At 63.8% G+C, this 19,824-nt stretch carries 24 protein-coding genes and 1 tRNA gene; 10 read left to right on the forward strand and 15 right to left on the reverse strand.

The genetic code is table 11. The features are described from left to right. Position 1 precedes the first annotated feature (1 nt). Positions 2–244, forward strand: coding sequence for a BrnA antitoxin family protein (locus CIT37_RS20215; protein WP_028144522.1), 243 nt, complete (start codon positions 2–4; stop codon positions 242–244). A 172-nt stretch (positions 245–416) separates the two neighbouring features. On the opposite strand, the gene CIT37_RS20220 is transcribed toward CIT37_RS20215, so the two are convergent. Together CIT37_RS20220 and CIT37_RS20225 are read right to left on the reverse strand one after the other, a co-directional pair. Further along, positions 417–1,850, reverse strand: coding sequence for a caspase family protein (locus CIT37_RS20220; protein ID WP_038949125.1), 1,434 nt, complete (start codon positions 1,848–1,850; stop codon positions 417–419). A 201-nt stretch (positions 1,851–2,051) separates the two neighbouring features. Then, on the reverse strand, positions 2,052–2,927 hold the full coding sequence (locus tag CIT37_RS20225) for a DMT family transporter (RefSeq protein ID WP_038949123.1): 876 nt from the start codon (positions 2,925–2,927) through the stop codon (positions 2,052–2,054). Positions 2,928–3,092: 165 nt separating this feature from the next. Here CIT37_RS20225 and CIT37_RS20230 point away from each other — a divergent pair, with 165 nt between their 5' ends. Further along, positions 3,093–3,491, forward strand: a complete 399-nt coding sequence (locus CIT37_RS20230; protein ID WP_028144525.1) for a RidA family protein — start codon at positions 3,093–3,095, stop codon at positions 3,489–3,491. A gap of 52 nt (positions 3,492–3,543) precedes the next feature. Here the strand turns inward: CIT37_RS20230 and CIT37_RS20235 are convergent, their stop codons facing one another. From CIT37_RS20235 to CIT37_RS20245, 3 genes are all read right to left on the reverse strand, one after another. Then, positions 3,544–4,089: a hypothetical protein gene (locus CIT37_RS20235; RefSeq protein WP_028144526.1), complete on the reverse strand. Its 546-nt coding sequence runs from the start codon at positions 4,087–4,089 to the stop codon at positions 3,544–3,546. Then, positions 4,034–4,384: a hypothetical protein gene (locus CIT37_RS20240; RefSeq protein WP_080670293.1), complete on the reverse strand. Its 351-nt coding sequence runs from the start codon at positions 4,382–4,384 to the stop codon at positions 4,034–4,036. Before CIT37_RS20240 ends, CIT37_RS20235 begins: the two co-directional genes overlap by 56 nt. 172 nt (positions 4,385–4,556) lie before the next feature. Next, the gene (locus tag CIT37_RS20245; protein WP_095424117.1) at positions 4,557–5,144 is read right to left on the reverse strand and encodes a formyltransferase family protein; all 588 of its coding nucleotides are present in this window, start codon (positions 5,142–5,144) and stop codon (positions 4,557–4,559) included. A gap of 187 nt (positions 5,145–5,331) precedes the next feature. On the opposite strand from CIT37_RS20245, the gene CIT37_RS20250 reads away from it, so the two are divergent. From CIT37_RS20250 to CIT37_RS20260, 3 genes are all read left to right on the forward strand, one after another. Continuing rightward, complete coding sequence (locus CIT37_RS20250) at positions 5,332–5,616, forward strand: hypothetical protein (protein ID WP_028144528.1); 285 nt, start codon at positions 5,332–5,334, stop codon at positions 5,614–5,616. A 339-nt stretch (positions 5,617–5,955) separates the two neighbouring features. Next, positions 5,956–6,174, forward strand: a complete 219-nt coding sequence (locus tag CIT37_RS20255) for a hypothetical protein (protein WP_095424309.1) — start codon at positions 5,956–5,958, stop codon at positions 6,172–6,174. Between the two features lie 161 nt (positions 6,175–6,335). After that, complete coding sequence (locus tag CIT37_RS20260) at positions 6,336–6,656, forward strand: hypothetical protein (RefSeq protein ID WP_038949116.1); 321 nt, start codon at positions 6,336–6,338, stop codon at positions 6,654–6,656. Positions 6,657–6,683: 27 nt separating this feature from the next. Here the strand turns inward: CIT37_RS20260 and CIT37_RS20265 are convergent, their stop codons facing one another. The 3 genes from CIT37_RS20265 to CIT37_RS20275 all read right to left on the reverse strand — a co-directional run bounded on the left by CIT37_RS20265 (position 6,684) and on the right by CIT37_RS20275 (position 7,716). Next, a complete protein-coding gene (locus tag CIT37_RS20265; protein ID WP_018317940.1) occupies positions 6,684–6,986 on the reverse strand; it encodes a hypothetical protein in 303 nt (100 codons plus the stop codon). A gap of 138 nt (positions 6,987–7,124) precedes the next feature. After that, positions 7,125–7,352 (reverse strand): hypothetical protein, encoded by a 228-nt coding sequence (locus tag CIT37_RS20270; RefSeq protein ID WP_028144530.1) that lies wholly within the window; start codon positions 7,350–7,352, stop codon positions 7,125–7,127. 151 nt (positions 7,353–7,503) lie between these two features. Continuing rightward, on the reverse strand, positions 7,504–7,716 hold the full coding sequence (locus CIT37_RS20275; RefSeq protein ID WP_028144531.1) for a hypothetical protein: 213 nt from the start codon (positions 7,714–7,716) through the stop codon (positions 7,504–7,506). A gap of 150 nt (positions 7,717–7,866) precedes the next feature. Between CIT37_RS20275 and CIT37_RS20280 the strand changes: the two genes are divergently transcribed. Both CIT37_RS20280 and CIT37_RS20285 read left to right on the forward strand, forming a co-directional pair. Continuing rightward, a complete protein-coding gene (locus CIT37_RS20280) occupies positions 7,867–8,946 on the forward strand; it encodes an AI-2E family transporter (protein ID WP_370092373.1) in 1,080 nt (359 codons plus the stop codon). Positions 8,947–9,082: 136 nt separating this feature from the next. Next, positions 9,083–9,475 carry an NUDIX hydrolase gene (locus CIT37_RS20285; protein ID WP_018317944.1) on the forward strand — a complete coding sequence of 131 codons (393 nt, stop codon included), beginning with the start codon at positions 9,083–9,085 and terminating at the stop codon, positions 9,473–9,475. Between the two features lies 1 nt (position 9,476). Here CIT37_RS20285 and CIT37_RS20290 read toward each other — a convergent pair whose 3' ends face one another. Both CIT37_RS20290 and CIT37_RS20295 read right to left on the reverse strand, forming a co-directional pair. Further along, positions 9,477–9,761 carry a hypothetical protein gene (locus CIT37_RS20290; protein WP_028144533.1) on the reverse strand — a complete coding sequence of 95 codons (285 nt, stop codon included), beginning with the start codon at positions 9,759–9,761 and terminating at the stop codon, positions 9,477–9,479. A gap of 159 nt (positions 9,762–9,920) precedes the next feature. Continuing rightward, the gene (locus CIT37_RS20295) at positions 9,921–10,160 is read right to left on the reverse strand and encodes a hypothetical protein (protein ID WP_028144534.1); all 240 of its coding nucleotides are present in this window, start codon (positions 10,158–10,160) and stop codon (positions 9,921–9,923) included. Positions 10,161–10,942: 782 nt separating this feature from the next. Here CIT37_RS20295 and CIT37_RS20300 point away from each other — a divergent pair. Both CIT37_RS20300 and CIT37_RS20305 read left to right on the forward strand, forming a co-directional pair. Further along, positions 10,943–14,047: a DEAD/DEAH box helicase gene (locus tag CIT37_RS20300; RefSeq protein ID WP_161966547.1), complete on the forward strand. Its 3,105-nt coding sequence runs from the start codon at positions 10,943–10,945 to the stop codon at positions 14,045–14,047. A 1,206-nt stretch (positions 14,048–15,253) separates the two neighbouring features. After that, a complete protein-coding gene (locus CIT37_RS20305) occupies positions 15,254–15,922 on the forward strand; it encodes a hypothetical protein (protein ID WP_028144536.1) in 669 nt (222 codons plus the stop codon). 59 nt (positions 15,923–15,981) lie between these two features. Here CIT37_RS20305 and CIT37_RS20310 read toward each other — a convergent pair whose 3' ends face one another. The 3 genes from CIT37_RS20310 to CIT37_RS20320 form a co-directional block, all read right to left on the reverse strand. After that, positions 15,982–16,224, reverse strand: coding sequence for a hypothetical protein (locus CIT37_RS20310; RefSeq protein ID WP_028144537.1), 243 nt, complete (start codon positions 16,222–16,224; stop codon positions 15,982–15,984). Positions 16,225–16,688: 464 nt separating this feature from the next. Then, positions 16,689–16,859: a hypothetical protein gene (locus CIT37_RS20315; protein ID WP_162832273.1), complete on the reverse strand. Its 171-nt coding sequence runs from the start codon at positions 16,857–16,859 to the stop codon at positions 16,689–16,691. Positions 16,860–17,015: 156 nt separating this feature from the next. Next, complete coding sequence (locus tag CIT37_RS20320) at positions 17,016–17,210, reverse strand: hypothetical protein (protein WP_028144539.1); 195 nt, start codon at positions 17,208–17,210, stop codon at positions 17,016–17,018. Positions 17,211–17,583: 373 nt separating this feature from the next. Between CIT37_RS20320 and CIT37_RS20325 the strand changes: the two genes are divergently transcribed. Beyond that, positions 17,584–17,823, forward strand: coding sequence for a hypothetical protein (locus tag CIT37_RS20325; protein ID WP_131233202.1), 240 nt, complete (start codon positions 17,584–17,586; stop codon positions 17,821–17,823). Between the two features lie 1,484 nt (positions 17,824–19,307). Here the strand turns inward: CIT37_RS20325 and CIT37_RS20330 are convergent. Continuing rightward, on the reverse strand, positions 19,308–19,580 hold the full coding sequence (locus tag CIT37_RS20330; RefSeq protein WP_131233203.1) for a hypothetical protein: 273 nt from the start codon (positions 19,578–19,580) through the stop codon (positions 19,308–19,310). A gap of 83 nt (positions 19,581–19,663) precedes the next feature. After that, positions 19,664–19,739 (reverse strand) — tRNA-Lys (locus CIT37_RS20335). Between the last annotated feature and the right edge of the window lie 85 nt (positions 19,740–19,824).

Genomic DNA, 19,824 nt, shown 5'->3' on the forward strand with positions numbered 1-19,824 from the left:
CATGGCGGATCAACCACCGAGGCGGCCGCGCACACTCGGCGATGCCAGGACAGAGGCCGAGGCGGCGTTCAAGAAGGTGACGGCCAAGGTCGCCGCGGCGCCGCCGAAGCCGAACGTGGCACCGGGGATCAAGGAGCAGGTGACGCTACGCATCGATCAGGACGTGCTGGAGTTCTTCCAGGAGGGCGGCCCCGGCTGGCAGGACCGCATCAACGAGGCGCTGCGCAAGGCTGCGGGGAAGTAGCCAACCTCGTCATTGCAAGCGCAGCGAAGCAATCCAGAAATGTATCCGCAGAGAGATTCTGGATTGCTTCGTCGCAAGAGCTCCTCGCAATGAGGAGCATGCTGCGACACCGTCGCACAACAGAAAAAGACCGGCGCGAGCCGGGCTTTTGTGTTTTCAACCTCACCGCATCTCAGCGGCGGAACATGCCGCCCATCATGCCACCGACGACGCCACCCACGAACGCCGCGCCGGCGGCATCGCCGGGATTGCTGCGCTGGGGAGCCGGTGCCGGTGCCGGTGCGCTGCTGCCTGCGGGCGCGGCGGCACGGCGGGCCGCCTTCTGGCTGGTGTCGCTCGCGGTCGGCGGGGCGGCCTGGACCTCCGAGATCAGGGCCTTGTGCTGGTGCTTATTGAGGTAACCCGATGAGGGATAGCCGCGCGCGGCCTGCCAGCGCTTGAGCACGGTCCGGGTCTCATCGCTGAAAACGCCGGTCTGCTTGGTATCGAAGCCGAGCCCGGTGAGACGACGCTGCACGTCGCGGCGCTGGGTCTTGTCGAGGCCGATCTGATCCTCGGTGAGCTGGGTGGCCTCGTCGGTGAAGGTCGCAGGATCGACGCCGGCGTTGAGGGTGCGCGTCGCGGTCGAGGGACCGCTCTTGATGGCCGCAAGGCGTGCCAGCGCCAGCGCCTTGAACTGACCGTTGGGATAGGCGGCGAGATAGGCGTTGAGCTCTTCCGGCTTGTTGGACTCTTTCACCGAGCGCCAATATTCGAGCTCGACGCCGTCTGAGCTGCCGCTCGCCGCCGGCACGATGCCAGAAGCGGTCGGCGCCGCGTTGGCGACCTGGGTTGTCGGAGCCTGGTTGAGATAGACCGAGCCGGTCAGGTTGGTGTGGCCCCAGGGCAGCTGACCCTTGCGGGTCTCTTCATTGACCTGGGCGCGCACCGACGTCATCGCCTGCTGGATCTCGATGCCGGGCTTGGTGATGTTGTCGATCAGCGCACGGGTGAACGGGCTGTTGTTGCCCTCCTGACCGTCGAGCGCGGTCTGGCCGGGGCCGGTGGCGAACGCGATGAGAGTGCCTTCGCCGGATTTCATCTCGGCAAGACCGCTCTGCACGTTGACGCTGCGCGTCGCGGAGTTCGACTTGATCTTGGCGGCGAACGGATTGTCGCGGCAGGCATCGAGGAACACGAGCTTGACCTTGGCATCGCCCATGGTCTGCTCGAGCGTCAGGTCGATGTTGATGGCGGCGCCCAGCTTGACGTCCATCTCCGACTTGATGTCGGCGTCGACGGGCAGCAGGTAATTGGTGCCGCTGACGGCGATGCCGTGGCCGGCATAATAGAACAGCGCGATGTCGGAGCCCTGCGCCTTGCGCCCGAAGTCGAGCAGCTTCTCCGTCATCTGGTCGCGGCTGAGATTGGAGCCTTCGATCACCTCGAAGCCGACATTGCGCAGCGTCGACGCCATCGCCTTGGCATCGATCGGCGGGTTCGGCAATTGTGCGACGTTCTTGTAGGAGCCGTTGCCGACGACGAAGGCGACGCGGCGATCGGCCTTCGCGGCACTGACCGACAGCGCCATGCACATCAGCGAAGCGAGGAGGGTGAGGTAGCGCATTCTGAAATCCCCAGAATCGAATTGCAGGCAGCAACGAATTGGCAACGAACCTACACGAAGTGCCCGACTTCGCGCCACCGAAACGGCGGTCCGTTGCATGCAACCCGCTGCTGTGTGGCCGAATGTGCACGATGGGAATGTTTCCCAACGTGATCCAAATCACACGGCCACTTTGTTTTGTCGTGCGAGGCAGCGCGAGGTTCACCCCGCGCGGGCGGGAATCGCTGAGACCGGCTTCAAATTCAGGAGATTGCCGCACAGGATCAGCACAGCACCGAGCACGGTCCAGGCGTCGAGCCGCTCGGAATACAGCAGCCAGCCGACCGTCGCCGTCAGTGGAACCCGGAGGAAGTCCATGGGAACCACGATCGTTGCGTCGGCATATCGGAGCGCGCTGGCAAGGCAATAGTGCGAGAAAGTGCCGCAGACACCGATGACGAAGAGCCATCCCCAAAGGTAGGCTGACGGCCAGGTCCACACATAGAGCGTCGGCAGCAGGCCCACGACCATCTGCACGATGATCATCCAGAACAGGATCGATAAGGCGCTCTCGGTTCGGGTCAGCGATTTCGCCAGAATCATGGATACGCTGAAGCCGATTGCGGCTCCGAGCGCGATCAGCTGGCCGGGATTGATCTCCCCGGTGGCGGGCCGCACGATCATGACGACGCCGACGATGCCGAGCACGACGGCGGCGATCTTCCAGACCGTCATGCGTTCAGACAGGAACGTTGCGGCCAGCACCGCAGTCCAGATCGGCATGGTGAACTCGATCGCCACGACCTGGCCGATTCCGATCAGCGTCAGTGCGTAGAACCAGCCGAGCTGCGCGAAATAATGGACCCCATTGCGTGCAAGGTGCTGCGGCAGGCGTTTGGTCGCGACCGCCTTGAAGCCGCCGGCGCGGTAGATGAGCGGCAGGAGCAGCGTGAGACCGATCACCGAACGCACTTCCATGATCTGGAAGACGTTGAGCTCACGCGTGGTCTCGCGCCCGGCAACCGCCATGACCAGCATCAGCGACAGCCAGCCGGCCATCCACAATGCAGCCATCGTTTTGGACGGTGTCGCGCTCATTGGGCAGGGGTTTGGGGGCAGGGTGTTGGAGGTTGGAATGTGAAAGGACGGCCGGTATCGACGACATCGCCACCGTTTGCAACGGCCAAATCTGCGGATGCAGCGATGCAGGGCGACGTGCTAAGGCATCAACGAACAACGACAAAAAATGGGAGAACTCCGCTCATGCAGATCTTGCAGCCGGCCGAATGGAAAAAACCGCGCGGCTTCTCTCACGGCGTTGTGGCGGAGGGCCCTGGTCGCTGGGTGGTTCTGGCCGGCCAGACCGGCGGCGACGAGACGGGTAGCTACGCGCCCGACATGGCGGTGCAGGTCGGAGCCGCGCTGAAGCGGATCATCAAGCTTCTGGCCGAGGCCGGTGCCGGCCCCGAGCACATCGTCCGCCTGACCTGGTATCTGACCAGCCGCAGCGAATACGAGGCCGCGGGCGTGGGTATCGGCGCAGCCTGGAAGGAGACGCTCGGCCGCAATTTCCCGCCCTCGACGCTGCTCTATATCGGCGGCCTCGTGGACGAGCGGGCCAAGGTCGAGATCGAGGTCACGGCGTTCGTGCCGAACGCATAAAAAAATCGATCCGGCGCGGGCGCCGGATCGATTGCCGTGTCACTCTACAGTCTTACTTCGACAGCGAGATATTGGCGCCGCGGAACTGGCTGTCCGCGCGGATCGAGACGTTCTGCTTGTTGCCGCTCGTCTTCAGCGCGATGTTGGCATTGAAGCCGGCCGCGGAGGCGACCACTTCGAAGTTCCCGCCGCCGCCGCGGCCCTGGAGCGAGCCGGAGATGTTGCGGCTGGCCTCTGACCAGCTGCCGGTGATGGCGCTGCCCTCGGCCCTGACATTGGCTCCGAGGTTGAACTTGTAGGCATCGCTGGCACAGGTCAGCGACATCTCCATGGTCGGGCCGATCGGGGCGTATTTGGCCCGGCAGCGGATCCGCTCGGTCGAGCCGTCGTCCAGCGTGACGACGCCGCCGCCGCTCCAGCTTCCTGCCATCGGGGCGAACGGGCCGGACTGGGCCTTGCTTTCAGAGTTGGCGATCCCTGCCGCAAACAAAACGGCGGCCGCGATCAGCAGCCGCCGCTTCCGGGCGCGAGCCACACTTGGTTTACTGGCGCGATGCTTCCCACCGCCCGCTGCACGGTATGCCTGCAGATGCTCCATTCCACTTCCCCGATCCGGCGTTGCCGTTGAGTTGACCGTTGGCATATGCACCATTGATCGAAACTTTCACAAGTCCCCCGCTACCGATGGTGCCGGAAACGTTAGCGCCGGGCGCGGTGATCCTGCCGTCGGCAACTGTCAGCATGGAGCTTGCGGTCGGCTCGCAGGTGCCGCTCTTGGTGACGATGACGACCTGCCAGTTGCCGTCATAGGGGCTCTGGGCGAGGGCGGGAGCGGCGAGGGTGCCGGTCAAAACTGAAGCGGCACAGAACGCCGCGATGCGACCAAAACGCATGAATTCCGTCCTTGAATTTGTCTGATATGCTGACGCTTATTCGGACGAAATGTGACGGAAATTTGTTGCAATGCCAAATCGAAAATTGTTCCTGTGGAAACAATGGTTTATTTGCGTTCCCGGTTCCGATTTTCTAAGCGGAATCAAGGCCCCCTCACGTTAAGGGTAAACGTCAGGACAGACTCGGTGCAGAAGTCGCGAACTGCTCGTCCTGAGTCTTGGACGGCAGCGCCTTGTGGACCTTGGCATAATCGATCACGTCGGCCAGCAATTTGAGGCCGAGCGGAGCGAGCGCGCGCTCCCAGAGTTCGCGGGCGGTCTCGCCCTTCCTGACGAAGCACCAGTCCTGGGCGGCGATGGCGCCGGCGTCCATGCGGTCGGCGAGATGATAGATCGTGCCGCCGGCAATCGGATCGCCTTCCTTGATGGTCCATTCCACGGCGGCCTTGCCGCGATGGCGTGGCAGCAGCGAGGGGTGATAGCCGATCCCGCCGAACTTGGCGGCGGCGAGCGCGTCCCTGCCGATCCGGGCGTGGCTGTGCGCCGTGATGATCAGGTCGGTATCGGGGGCAATCTCGGAGGCCACCACCAGCTTCGGATTGGCCTGGACCGCGACGTCGATGCCGGCCGCCTTGGCGGTCGCGGCGAGCCGATCCTCGGCATCGGCGACGACGACCCGGACGACCGAGACGCCGTGCTCCCGGAGCATGTTCAGGGTGGTCACGCCGAAATGGCGGGAGCCGACGAGGGTAATGCGCATGGGTGTCCGATCCGGTCTCGCAACTGCGTCATCCCCCGATAACACGTCCGGACGCCCTGTCACCACCCGCGCAGCGTTTGCGCCGGTTATCAACAATGTGCCGGCGCGGGACGCGACGCATTTCGCGATTGCGCAGGCGGCCGTTCCAGTGCTCCATACCTGCATTGCACGGCTCGGGAGCGAGTGCATGCGAGGCGCCTGGCTTTTCCTTTTCGCGACACTGATCGTAGCCCCTCCGGCTCATGCCGGCGGGCCGTACCCTGCCGTGCCGCCGGAGACCGGGGTCGCGCCGTTCATGGGGCCGACCTGGGACGCCTATCGTTGCGCCGGAGGGACGGTCACCAACTTCTATCACGGTGCCTATTACGGTGAGGAGCCGCCGGCGCTCTATCGCGGCTATGCCTACCGGCCGTATTATCGCTACGGCGCCTATCGCAGATATCCGCGCACCTATTTCTGCGTCACGGACTAGCGTTGCCGCGCGGCCACGACAGGCCGGCAAGGAGGCGATAAAACCGGTTCCTGTGTTTGGTTTTTAACAGAGGTATTCGCGGCCGGCTGCTAGACATGCGCCCACCGGGGCTGGCGACATTTCAACCCGCATCCGTTTTCGAACCCGGCTTTGGCCGCTGGCGTATTCGCCAGCGGCCTTTTCGTGCCACCCATCACGAAATCATCGAATGGTAACACGATCTCAACCAGCCTGGCGTATCGACGAATCCGTCGCGGATTTGTATTGCGTACCGCGACACCGAAAATGTCCCGCCGGCCTTTGTGCGCCGCGCGGGCCTTTTTCGCCGGGACAGATTTCATGCCGAGCGCAATTGAGCAGATCGTCGACAGCTATGTGCGGCTGAAGAACCGGCGCGGGCTCGACGAGCTGATGATGCACAGGCAGCGGCTCGCGGTCGATCTGAAGAGCAGGTCCGGCTATGATTTCAGCCTGCCGATCGGCCAGATCGACGAGGAGATCGCGATCATCGAGGTCGGCCTCAGCCGGCTCAAGGCGGAAAATTCCAGCCCGGTCTAGCGGGGGCGGCGAGGCGGGCTCTCGCGTGGCGTGGGGACGACGCATCGTCGCAGCCGGAGGCCGGTTCATGCATGGTTCAGGCCGGCCATGTCTCAATCCCCGGGTTGTTTCGTGGGACACGAATCCTGCTAGGCTTGTCCCCGTGATTTGGAGGAGACGTCATGATCGAGCTTGCGCTGGCCGGCCTGCTTGCCTTTGCAACCGTGCCTGCGGCATCGCCGGAGCCCATGGTGGAGCAAGTTCAGTTCAGGGCTGCTCCGGGCGGACGATGCCCGGACGGCTATGATTTCAACCACTCGAACGGCCGCTGCTACCCCAACGATTATCATGCGCCGGGTGTCTACACGCGGAATCCCGGGCCGCACGAATACTACGGACGCCAACGCGGCGGCGGCCTCTGTCCGCACGGCTACGATTACAACTATTCGCGCGGACAGTGCTTTCCGAACGGCGCACGCGCGCCCGGCATGTACGGGCGGTAATCGATCGCCGAGCTGAGGCGGGCGCGCTCAGTCGCGCCGGCCGCCGTCGATCACCGTGAACAGCGGCCGAGCCGGGGTCGGCTCGACCAGCAATTCCTCCACCAGCGCGGTGGCTGCATCGACATATTTGCGTGTCGGCTTGTCGAGGGGGCGCTTGGCCTCGTCGTCGAGCGCGATCTTTGCGGCTTCGACCAGCTTGCGCATCCGCGCCGCATGGTCGTCGCCCGCCGTCAGCGTCGCGCGCGCCAGCGAGCGCAGCACGAACAGCTCGCCCTCGAGGCGGAGCAGGCGGTCGTTGAGCCTGGTAAGGACGGCGTTGAGATCGGCCATGTCTGCTGTTCGGCGCGGAGGATCCGTCCTGATCTAGCGGCGATCGGTGAACGGAGTCCAAACGGTTCCGGTGCAATTCGGCCGATCCCGGTCCGTCCAGGATGACCGGCGCGGCGCAATCACAGCGCCGTGGACTGCCTACCACTCGACGTCGGCCCAGCGCCTGCCGAACACGGGCGGCCGTGTCTTCACCGCCTGCCAGCCGAAAAAATGGTGCTTGCCGGACCAGGCGTGCACCACGCCGCTGCAGATGCTGCATTTGAAGCTGCCGGTGTGGGCCTCGCTGTGCTCTTCCCTGGTCGCGGTGTAGTTCATGCCGCAACCCGCACAGGTGAATTCTTCGATCGTCCAGATGCTGTTGGCCATTTGACGGAATGCTTTTTGTTGACCTCGACCCACGGTAGTCATGGGCATTTGCAGTGGCGTAAACCAGGGCAGGGAAATCCGGTTAACGGGCGTTAGCCACGCCCGGCCGCCGTCGCGGGCCATGCGAGATCGGCGCGACCTCGCAGCCGGATCAGCTGTCGCTTCGCATGTCCCGGTCGATGCGCATCTGCACCCGCCTGACCGCGAGCTGCCGCAGCCTGCCTTGCACCCGTCCGGAGCGGACCCTGGCGCCGATCGCATAGGCGTATTGCCAATAGCCCGGCGCGGCGTTCGGCCTCAGGGAATAGCGGATGCCGCGGTGCATTCCCGCGCGTGCATCGGATTCTCCGGGAGGGTCTGTCATCGCCTTTCGAATGCGGGATGGCCCCGATGTGTTCCTAATCGTGGCCCCGAGCAGTTCCAGTCGCCTTGACGCCGGATGCGTTGCTGGCAATAACGGCTGGACCTCGCAAGCACCGGAAGTTGCGTTCATGCCGCAAGGAAAGCAGTGCCCGTGAAAAGTCTCCGTCAGCTCCTGACGGGAGAGGATGTCATCCAGCTCGTGATCCGGCTCGGCCTGCTCGCCCTGCTGATCATCTGGACCTTCCTGATCATCCGCCCGTTCGTGCCGATCCTGGCCTGGAGCGGCGTGCTCGCGGTCGCGTTCTATCCGGCCTTCAGCTGGGTCGCAAAAATCCTCGGCGGCCGGCCCAAGACCGCAGCAGTGATCCTGACCCTGATCACGCTCGGTATCGTCATTGGCCCGGCCACCTGGCTGGGCATCAGCGCGGTGGACGGCGTGCGTGAGTTGGCGCATCAGCTCGGCACCGGCGATCTGGCGCTTCAGGCCGCGCCCGAGCAGCTCAAATCGTGGCCGCTGGTCGGCCCCTTGCTCTACGAGCTCTGGGACCAGGCCTACACCAACGTCCGCGCGGTGGTACGCGAGGTGGCGCCGTATCTCCAGCCGTTGGCGGGCCCGCTGCTTTCGCTCGCGGGCGATGCCGGCGTCGGCACGCTCCAGTTCCTGGTGTCGGTGTTCGTGGCCGGCTTTTTGTTTCCACATGGGCCGCGGCTGGTCGCGGCCAGCCGCGGTTTCCTGTTTCGCATCGTGCCCGAGCAGACCGAGCATTTCCTGTCGCTCGCGGGTGCGACCATCCGCGCCGTGGCGCAGGGGGTGATCGGCGTCGCGATCGTGCAGGCGCTGCTCGCCGGCATCGGCTTCAAGCTCGCCGCGGTGCCGAGCGCCGGCCTTCTCGCCTTCATCGTGCTGCTGCTCTCGATCGTGCAGATCGGCGCCTTCCTCGTGCTGCTGCCTGTCATCATCTGGATCTGGACCGCCAAGGACGTCACCACGGCGCTGCTGCTCACCGTGTTTCTCGTCGTGGTCGGCTTCCTCGACACCATGTTGAAGCCGCTCGTGATGGGGCGCGGCCTGACCACGCCCACCATCGTGATCTTCGTCGGCGTCATCGGCGGCACGCTGGCCCACGGCATCGTCGGCCTGTTCATCGGGCCGATCATCCTGTCGGTGGCCTGGGAGATGATGATGGCCTGGATCAGGACCGAGGATCGGGCGGGAGCGGCCGAGGGCTGATCTTGCCTGGCGCGATCTTTCCGCCGTGCCGCCAGGACCCGAGGGATCGCGGCCTGTGATCAAAACGTGCCGGGAACTTGTCTGTTCGACTAGACAAGTTACGATCGGGACGATTCTGGTTTCAATGACGGCAGCAATGGCGAAGTCTTCCAAACTGGTAGCCGCCCGGCGCGGCAAGGTCTTGTTGGTCAGACGCCGGTCGGACGGCCTGTGGATGTTCCCGGGCGGCCGCAAGCGCGCGCGAGAGTCCGACAAGGACTGCCTGCGGCGTGAGATCAGGGAGGAGCTGCCCAAGCTGAAGCTCGGCAGGATCAGCCTCTGGAAGGAAGTGACGGCGAGGAACAAGCGCTCCGGTCGCAAGATGAGCGACGCGATCTTCATTGCCAAGACGGCCAAAGGCAGGCTGGCGATCGGCGACAAGAAGGAGATCGACCGCGCCGCCTGGCAGAAGCCGCGCGGCATCCGTCTGACGCCGACCTCGCGCTATATCCGCGACCGCCTGTTTCCGAGGAAGCAGAGGCGGCGGTGAGCTAGTCCTCGCGTCCCGCCGATCGTGTTCGTCCGGCGAACCTCCTCGACTGCTGCCCCTGCGGTTCGGGCGCCGCCAGCTTCGCGGCCTCGGCCTCGCGCATCTCCTTGCGGACCTTGCGCGCATCGCGCATCGCGCGCTTGACGAAGGGATGCTGGGAATCCTCGGCGAAGAACAGCACCACTTCGCAGCTCGGACATTGTCTGGAATAGCCGTCCTGCAACCGCCCGGCGCGATCGCGAAACACGTTCTTGCACCGCGTGCACTGAATCTGGACTGAACTCATGCGCGGACAACAATGATTTTGGGAGATGGATCGTCAGATGATCCCAAATGTCTGAAGAAAGCTTGAATGCATTCGTGGTCGGATGCTCGCGGATCGCGCGGGCAAGCGCCATCGGCCGCGGCCGGCGGCGGAAGAGGCCGGTTGGAAAACGGTCAGCCGCTATTGCTTGGCCGCCATCGTGTCCAGGCACTGGTTGAGAAAGGCGGTGCGATCCCTGGGCAGCACTTTCTCGAGATCCGCCTTCAGCGCGCATTCGCGCTGGCGCAACTGCTCGGCCCGGCGCTTCTCGGCCGCCTCGCGGAATTCGGGAGCAACCTTGTTGGGATCGACCAGGGGCTGTGAGCGGGCGGGAGCCGTCGCAAGCAGTGCAATGGCGGCAATGAAAAAGATTGGTTTCAAATGAGCCTCCGTAAAAGAAGGCATCCTAGCGCGCGGCGGGGGCGTGCTCAAACCGGGGGAGCGCGGTACCCCGTTCCGGCGCGATTGGCCGCGCGGGCGAACCTCAGCGGCGGCTTTGGAACGACTGGGCGCTGCAGGCGTCGAATCCAGGCTCGCGGCCCATCCCTAAGTCCCCAAAGCCCCCGGGCCGCGAGAAAACCTTCCCCACAAAGGTTGGCGACCTCGGTTCACCGGGGTCGTTTGTTTGCCGCAACATGTGAACCAGTTCACAAGCGCGGGGTGAAATCGCTGCTATCATTGCTTGACCAGTTCGTTTTGCTCGAAACGCCCCAGCGTGGCTCCAAGCGCTGGGGTTTTTCGTTTCTCTCCGGGCGCAGAATGTTTACAATCGCGCCAAGCGTCGCATCGACAGACGCAGATCTCGCGCCGCGCTAGTTCCGGCCCGAGCTCGATCAACAGCCAAATTGTCGGGATCGCGGCGCCGCGCCGAACGTTGCCACCAGGCGTGCGTTCATCGGGCAAATCCCATATGCAAGGCGAGAAGTCGCCGAATCGGAATGAGGGCGGCTGGCGTTCAGTTGACGACGGCTTACGACCAGAAACGGATTCAAGTGAGGCTTACCAAAAAGGCGCGGGTGGCCAAGACGCCGCCGAAGAAGGCGTCACCGCACAAGACGTCACCGAACAAGACAACACCGAACAAGACGTCGCCACGCAAGGCGCTGCCAAGGAAGAGCAAAGATGCGCAGCGCACTGCGATCTCGTCCTCTTCGCCGCTCGGCGTGCTGGCACTCCATCTGCTTGCCCAATGGACGCAGTCCGGACGCAGCGGCATCGTTTTTCTCGCCGAGAGCGAGAACAGGGCGGAGCGCCTCGGCAGTGTCATTCACGCGCTCGACCCCTCCTGTGAGGTGCTGGTATTTCCGCGCTTGAACACTCTGCCGTTCGATCAGCTCGAGCCGTCGCACGAGCTGGCGGGGCGCAGAGCTTCCGTTCTCAGGCGCCTTGCAAAATCCAAGAAGCCGCTCTTTCTCGTCTCGACGGCGGAAGCCGTGATGGAGCGACTGCCGCTGCCGGCGAGCCTGTCGCGCCTGAGCGTGAGCCTGAAGGTGGGCGGCACGTTCTCCGAACAGGATCTTGAGACGCGCCTTGAAGCCCTCGGATACGATCTCGATGACGAGCCGGATTATCCGGGTGGGGCGCTGTTTCACGGCCAGACCTTCGAGATTTTTCCCGCCGGCGCGCTGGGGCCGTTCCGGATCGAGCATTCGGATCGCGCGATCAGGCGGATCGTGGCGTTCGATCCGAACGAGCACAGGATCATCTTCGAGACCAAGGAGCTTATCGTCGATCCCATGTCGGAGCGGCTTGGCCTTGCCGGCAAACGCGGCAAGCGCGCGAACCTGTTCGACTATTGCGGACGCGCCAAATGGATTGCCGATGCCGGCGTGCCGATGCATGCCGACGGCTGGTTTGACACGATCGAGGAGGCCGCGCCGCGTGCGGAACGTGAGCGCGAATATCTCGGACGGCGCGACTGGAAGCAGCTCTCCCGGGGGATGAAGGTGTTGCCGCGCGCGTCGTCCTTCCAGACCATCCCGGAGTTTTCGAAATTGACCTCCTCCCGGAAGGCGCTGCGTGCCTTCGTCGAGGAGACGCGCCGGGCCGGATCGCGACTGATCCTCGCCGCAGCGCATGAGGACGATCTGCGCGTGATGGAGCGGATGAGCGGCCTCAAGGCGCCGCGCTGCGAAGATTGGGACGACGCGGCGCGCGGGCGCAGCGGCGAGGCAGCGCTGCTGGCCGATCTCGATGCCGGTTTCGTCATGCCGGGGAAGAAGCCTCTCGTCGTCGTGACGGCGTCCGACGTGCTCGGCAGCCGGGCGCATCATCCGCAGCCGATGGCGCGCGCCTGGAGCGCGGCCTTCGACCATGCCGACGTGCCCGAGCAGGGTACGGTGGTCGTCCATCTCCAGCGCGGCCTCGGCGTGCTCGACGGCCTGCAGACCGTGAACACCGGCGGCGGCGCAATGCGGGAGATGATCCGCCTGAAGTTCGCCGGCGACAATGCGGTGCTGGTGCCGCCGCCCGATCTGGCCCTGATGTGGCCCTACGCGGCCGAGCTCGGCAAGCTCTCGCTCGACAAGGCGGACGGCAGCACGTGGTGGGCCCGCCGCGGTGAGGCCGAGCGCGAAATCCAGGTGGCAGGCAAGGCGCTGGCCAAGCACATCAGCCAGCGCCGCAAGCGGCGCGGCGACAAGCTGGTTCCGCCGGGCTCGGCCTACGAGAAGTTCGTCGCGCGTTTCCCTTACTTCACGACGACCGACCAGGCCAAGGCGATAGCCGACGTGCTGGACGATCTTGCGTCCGGTCACCCGATGGACCGGGTGATCTGCGGCGACGTCGGCTTTGGCAAGACCGAGGTAGCGCTGCGTGCGGCGGCCGCCGTCGTGCTGTCGGGCAAGCAGGTGGCGATCGCGGTGCCGACGACCGTGCTGGCACGGCAGCATGTCGCAACGTTCCAGAAGCGATTTGCACCGTTCGGCATCGAGGTGGGAAATCTGTCGCGGGCAACCTCGGGCGCGGAGCTGCGCGAGACCAAGGAGGGACTGCGCAGCGGCCGGATCAAGGTTGTGATCGGCACGCAGGCGCTCGGTGGCAAGGACGTCAGGTTCGACGATCTCGGCCTCGTCATCATCGACGAGGAGCAGCATTTCGGCGCGGCCGAGAAGGCCAAGCTGTCCGGCCTCGCCAAGAATGTCCATGTGCTGATGATGAGCGCGACGCCGATCCCGCGCACGCTTGCCGCGGGCCTGGCCGGCTTCCGCGACCTCAGCGTGATCGCATCGCCCCCGGTGCACCGGCTGCCGGTCGCGACCAGGATCGCGCCGCTGTCGGATGCGGCGATCGCCTCCGCGCTGCTGCGTGAGCAGCGCCGCCACGGCCAGAGTTTCCTGATCTGTCCGCGCATCCAGGATCTCGATCCGATGCTGGCGCGGGTGCAGGCAGTGGCGCCGGACCTGCGCATCGTCTGCCTGCACGGGAGACTAGCGGCCGACGAGATCGACGACCGCATGATGAGCTTCGTCGAGGGCAGGGCCGACGTGCTGCTCGCGACCAACATCGTCGAGAGCGGCCTCGACATCCCCCGTGCCAACACCATCGTGGTCTGCTGGCCGGAGAAGTTCGGCCTCGCCCAGCTGCATCAGCTGCGCGGGCGCGTCGGCCGCGGCGGCATCCGCGCCTTCGCCCATCTGTTGACCGAGACGCAGTCCGGACAATCCGAGAAGCGGCTGGCGGTGCTCGAAGAGTTCAGCCGGCCCGGCGCGGGCTTTGCCATCAGCGAGCGCGACCTCGATCTGCGAGGCGCGGGCGACCTGTTCTCGGAGCAGCAATCCGGCCACGTCCAGGTGTTCGGGCCGGTGCTCTACAGCCACCTCCTGAAGATGGCCTCGGAGAAGCTCGATGAGGGGCAGGCGGTGTGGGTGCCTGACCTGAACCTGCCGGTCGCGGACATGCTGCCCGAGACCTATGTGCAATCCGAGCCGGTGCGGCTCGAACTCTATGCGCGCGCCGCAAGATGCACGGACGAAGACGACCTCGAAGACCTCGAAGAGGAGACCTCCCGCCGCTTCGGCCCGTTGCCGAAGGTCGCGCGCGACTTCTTCGCCGCAGCCAGGCTCAGGCTGGAGTGCAAGCGCAGAGGTATCATCCGCCTCGACGTCGGGCCTGAAGCTGCGGCCGCGACGTTCCTGCCCGGACGCTTGCGGAAGTCGAAGGGAAGGTCGCTTCAACGCGACGGCGACCGCGTGGTCCATTACGCCAAGATGCAGGATGCACCATTCGAGCGGGTCGAGGAGTTGTTCGAGGTCCTGGACGAGGGGTGAGGGGCTCGCGCGTTCGTCAGCGCGAACAACTGCGAATTCGTAGCGGAATCCCTGTTCCACCCTTATAGTCAGTTGGGGCGTGGCGAAGGAGATTGTCCGATGTCACATGCCATTCCTCCAATCATCGCGATTGTCGCAAGCTCGTGTCTGTTGGCCCTGGTGCAAGCAGGCGGCGCAAATGCCGGGTCGGCAGGAGCTGGCATGGGAACCGGGCCGGGTAGCGCTGGCGGCTCGGCGCCTTCTGGAATGGGGACGAGTGCGGGCAATGCAGGTCCTTCCGCACCCGCGGGGATGGGGACAAAGGACAGCGCCGCCGGCGGCGATCTGGGCACCAACAGCCAACCGACCAATCCGAACGTTCAGCCCGCCACGCCCGCAAGGTCGCGGGCGGCAGCTCAGGCCGCGAGAAATGCCGGGGCTGGTCACGCTCAAAATGGCCTGCCGATCGGCGCGATTGGGAGCGGCACGAGCAATGAGGATCAAACGGCCACTGGTTCGGCGTCCTCCCAAAACAGATTCCGGCCGGCAACACAGGCTCAGGGAAACAGCGGCGTTGGTTCGGTTGGTCTGGCAGGGAGAGGCTCGACCCTTTCAGAGCAGCGAGCCGCACGAGCTGGAGACAAGGTGCTGGATGCCAAGGCCCAGGTCGAGCGGCGAACGACTTTGTCGCGCAAACGCGCTACGAGCCCGATAGGACCAGATTTGTAATCTGCGAGCGGATGGAGGAGCTGTTCCGAGTGCTCGATGAGGGGAGAGCGCATCAAAATGCGAAAACAACCCCATGCACAGTAGCTAAGTGCTGCTGGCGCAAGGTGTTTTGAATCCGGCGGCAACGCCCGTTTGCTTTGTCGGGCAAAACGGTGGCATGATGCCATCTTCGGGAAATCCGCTAGTCAGGATGCGGACTTAGGAACGGCTGCCGTAGGGTAGGCAAAGGCGCAAAGCGCCGTGCCCACCATGCATCCAAGCCCCGGCGATCGAAGCGGTGGGCACGCTTTCGCTTTGCCGACCCTACGGCAATGTCAGCGTAGCGCCTCCTCTTCGCACGGTCCCCCGTAGTCGGCCGGGGGCGGCGTGCTCGGCCGCTAACGTGGAATTAATCGGAAATGCTCACAATTTTAGACAGTTGTGTAAGGGTGCTGCGTACAAGGGGTCGTCGCGAGGACGGTCCAGGGGCGGTTTCCTGTTGCTCGCTCACTGGGGTCAATGCAAATGACCACGACCTTCGAAATGCAAAGCTTCGCCGAGGAACTCGACGCTGCAGCACTTGCAGCCGCCGCAGCAGCGGACGAACCCGAAATCTCCGAAGCTCCAGCCCTGATCAAACGGTCCAGCCGGAAATCGGTCCTGGCCCTGTCGGTCTGTGCCCTGGCCATCAACGGCGCGGCGGCGATCTACACATCGCCTTCCGATTTTAGTTCGCTGAATGTCGGCAGGCTGGCTGAGCTGCTTCCGCGTTTGGAGGCGTCCGAACCAAAGCCGGATCCCGTTATCGCTGCGTTGAAGGACATTCAGGCGGCCCAGCGGCAACACACCGCGTTACTGCAACAGACCAATCAGGCAACGGACCAGAACTCGGTTATGCTGCAGCAGGATTCGATGGTGCTGCTGTCGCTGCGGCAGAGCATCACGGACGAGCGGGTCGACGTGAGGAAGATCTCGTCGCAGCTGTCCACGTTGATGGCGAAGATCGATGCGCTGCAAAACACGACGACGTCGGACGTCACCTCGTCCATCCGACGAGCGCATGCGCGCTACGGACTGTCCGCCGCGATGCGCAAGCGGATGGTTCGGGAAGCAAAGCCCCTGGGTCCCGTTTCGGTCGGAGGCGCCCCGCTGACTGTGCCGGCTGCGACGGCTGCTCCGGAAAGCTGACGACCAACTTCCGGATTGACCGAGTCGAGCCGAAATTGGCCGTCAGGTCCGACAGTCCGTCACTTCGCGGCGTGGTCGATCTTGTGCTGCAGATGCCCGGTGTCGTGATCGCGACGCAACTGGCTCAGCGACGTCTCGTTCAGCTGAAGCAGGACCTCGCTGAGCTCAGTCGTATCGGGATAGCCGGCCGCAAAACCTCTTCCGTAAATCTTGCGCAACGTGCCGACCAGCGTGTTGCCGTGCTTCTTGCCGATCGCGCCATCCTTGTCGCGGTGGCGGCCATCCAGGCCGTGTTCCTTCATGGTTCGCTCCCTGTGCGGCGTCTTGAGCGCCTCGAGAGAGCCTGCTCCCAAACGAGTTGACTGGCAATGGCATGGCGCGCGGCAGTTGCGAGCTGCTTGCACCAGCGCAGGTGCCCGCGCTTCTCTCCTGCTTGTGAAGCCGCAATCGGTTGTGGTGAGCCGATCGGGCATCAGATGACAGCGGGCGATTGCTCGATTGGAGTTGCTGCGATGCGCGCTCTTATTGCCATGGGTCTGTTGCTGGCGCTGTGCACCTCCGCAAACGCCGCGCCGGTGCATCACCCCCGCGCACGCCATCCTGCGGTGGACCGGCCCCGCGCGAATGCAACTCCGCCGGCGCGCTTTGCCGTCCCTGGCTGGAGCGACGATGCAACGCTGCGCTGGCTGAACAACGCCTCGTCAAACGTCGGCCGAGGCGGATAGCCGCGGAAGCGGAGGCTGGTGATGGCTCGAATGGCGGGGCGCTAGGCGGCCTGCTCTTCAAACGAGGTGTAGATCCGGCCGGCGGGATCAACGACCCGAACGTCCCAGCACCCGTCCTCTGTAAGCTCTTTGGCTTTCTTGAGGGCGGCGGCGAGTGACAGCCGCTTGAGACTGACGACGCCCGCCGTGTCGAAACCGTTGATTTCAAACATGCCGTTCCTCCGGTTTTGGTGAATCCTACACGTTTCCGGGGGGTTGTCAGCGGGTTTTTGGGGGCGGGCCTGGGCGAACGGCGAGCTCAGAAAATCTCGCAGCATCGGCAGGCGCAGCCTTCCGCAGGCGTGTCTTTCAATAAGCGGCGCGCCTTTCTAGGGCCGAGACGGGGCAGTCGCGGTCTTCCGCTCGAGCATGGCCATTTCAACTTGGTCAGCCAGGACCGTGAGGTGGCTTGCAAGCCGGTCGAACAATTCGCGCTTGCCTGGATCGGTTGCCAAATCGCGGATCAGGGCGCATTCGGCCGCATCTTTCCGAAGTTTCTCGATCTGGACGAGATAGTCCTTCATCGGCAATTGCTCCGTTCCCCGCAAATGGAATGGTACAGGCAATGTACGAAAGCGAACAGAAGTGATTGCCGCTTTTTCCTAGTCTACGCTTGCTTCGGCCCTTCCCAAAAGGTCCAGGCACCTCCAGCGGCCCCGGCCTCCACCCCAGAAGCCCCCACAGCCGGGGCCGTCACTGGCAATGGAGCCCGCTCGATCCCCCGTGAATCTGACCTTCTGCGCGTTCGCGATAGGGGGCGTTGAGCCTTTTGCAGCGCACGCCCGCGCCTACGGCGCGGCACTTTCAATAGGAACTGTCCCCTCGCCACCGCATTTCCGATTTGCATAGTTTTCCCGGTTGTCTCGGTCGATCTTCGAGTAGCCCAGGGGGCGTACAATGGGCACTGGTGATCACGCCGCTGTGCTGAAACAGCGTTTCGACGAGCTTGCTTCCGGGCTTTCCGAGTTAGAAAATCTGCGCTCCCGCGTGATCGCGGCTGAGCAAATGCAAAAGATGCGTAGCGCCGACCGCAAACCGGCCGCATCAATCCACCGGACTGCTAAACTCAAATCATCGTCGGCAAAATCCGATCGGCCAAAGAGGCGCCTGGCGCGGCCGCCCAGCGTCGGGCAATGACGTCGACGCCGGGCTTCCGGCAATGCCAATGCCGGCTAGACTTTGGCAACCGTCATCAGCATTCGAGCGTGGCCAAAATACTCAACTAGTGAACTACGCGGAGAAAATAGTAGCCGACGCCGCCGATGACGAGCACCGTAGGGACGGCCCAGAGTATGAATACCGGCATGTCTACCTCCTTCAGTTACCTCCGGTAGCGGGATAACTTGGCAGAGATGGTGCCGTTCCCGCCTTATAAAGGCGGGGATAATCTTCGCGTTGCACACGCGTTGCACGGCTTGAGCAGGTTGAGCTTCGAGAGATTCGGATTGGCGCGTTACGGGTGTAGCACTTGCGAAACCCATCGCTGGCAAGTCGGTCGGCCACTTCGCTGCCTTTTGAGGATTGCTCCGATAACCGATGGCGGATCGCAGCGGCGCTGATCGCACGAGTGACGGGTTTTGCAAGAGCTCAAACCGACTTAGGCGCCGAGTGCTATGCCAGCGGAATGGTGTCGACGCGCAGACAGGGGCGGCACTGGAAAGCATGGACTGCAGGCAGATTGAGGATGGCAGGAAGCGTCGCCAAGAACGTCATCGGCCGTCCGCACTTGGAGCAGATCAGAACGGGCGGGCTGTCTTTCGCTGCGCAGACCATCGCCAAAATGCCTGAAGGGGTAGGGCACAATAGGCGGATGCTGCGGGGAGTTCATCTCGGGGCGACTACTGGGGTTTTTATCGGAATCTGGCACGCTCGTTTGCGGCGACGAGCTACCAGAGCTCTATTGCGCATGAACTAGAGCGCGAACCATGCTCGGCGTCGAAATCGCGACCGGCCGTCGTCGAATTGTACATTCCTCAGTCCGGAGACGTCGATTGCGTTTTTAGCCTCACGCCGCGCTACCTTCCGAAGTTCGCGCGCGACGAGGTCGCAGGGGGAGGTGCTTCTCAGCTCTGCTCAAGCGCAATTAGCAGGTCAGAAGTCCCCGGTCGGGTGCGCTTCTACAGCGGCAAGTACGGACCAGCGACAGAAAAGTGCGATTTTTTGAAACCCGCTGTCGCTAGACGTCAGCGCATGTCGAGATGGAACGACACTCCGCTCGGAGACCGTGTTCTCGGGCTGTGGGACTGACGCGCCAAAGCGCCCTCCGGAAGGGGATGCGGACTTTTCGCGTAGGTCTAGTGCAACACGCGGGCGGCCTCGGCGAGCCGAACCCTTTCTCTCAGCTCCTCGAGCTCCTGAAGCATTTTCAGGAGATCGGGCAGGACGTTTGCCCGCTTCAAAATTCGGGTCGTTTGTCCCATCGCTATACGCCTCCATAGCCTCCTGACGGCGAGCCACATCAAGGCGCACAGAGGCAAATTTTCCCCTGCAAGGGAATGAACAATCTTAACCAGATCAGGGTGGGATGATCGCGGAGCCTGGACAACGCGAAGCGATCCTATGCCGGGGATTGCGCGTCATCCGCGATAGGCGGACCATCGGCCTTGCCGGGCCTCATCGGCTCAGCGGTTGCCACAGCCAGCGTAGACAAAGCGCGGCTCGATATCAGACAGGCGGACATCATCAGGCCAGCGATCGGCGCTCAGCGCTACGTGATGGCCGCAGTGGCGGTAGACCACGACGCCCTGCAAGCCCATCTCGCGCATCTTGCCGAACATGATCTTCACTGCTCGGCCGTCCGCGTGCCTCCGTGATGATTGCGCCCACGCGTCGAGATAACGCGCAACCGTCGCGGGTATGTCCTTAAACTCCGCAGGAATGTTCTTCATGTTCACGCGCAATCGATTCGCCAACACGGGGCCCACACAGAGCTTTTCGGTTCGGTTGGTCTTGTCGGCTAAGCTGTCGATCCGGCCTTTGGTGAGCGCGCTGGGGCTCGAACCCAGGACCCCGTGATTAAAAGTCACGTGCTCTACCGGCTGAGCTACGCGCTCCCATGGCCGCTGATGGCTTAAAGAGATCGCCATCGTGGTCGGACATTCGAGAAGCATGTCTTGCCGCTGCGCTCAAGCTGGCGTC

Origin of the sequence: Bradyrhizobium ottawaense, assembly GCF_002278135.3 — a bacterium.
Classification (GTDB): Bacteria; Pseudomonadota; Alphaproteobacteria; order Rhizobiales; family Xanthobacteraceae; genus Bradyrhizobium; species Bradyrhizobium ottawaense.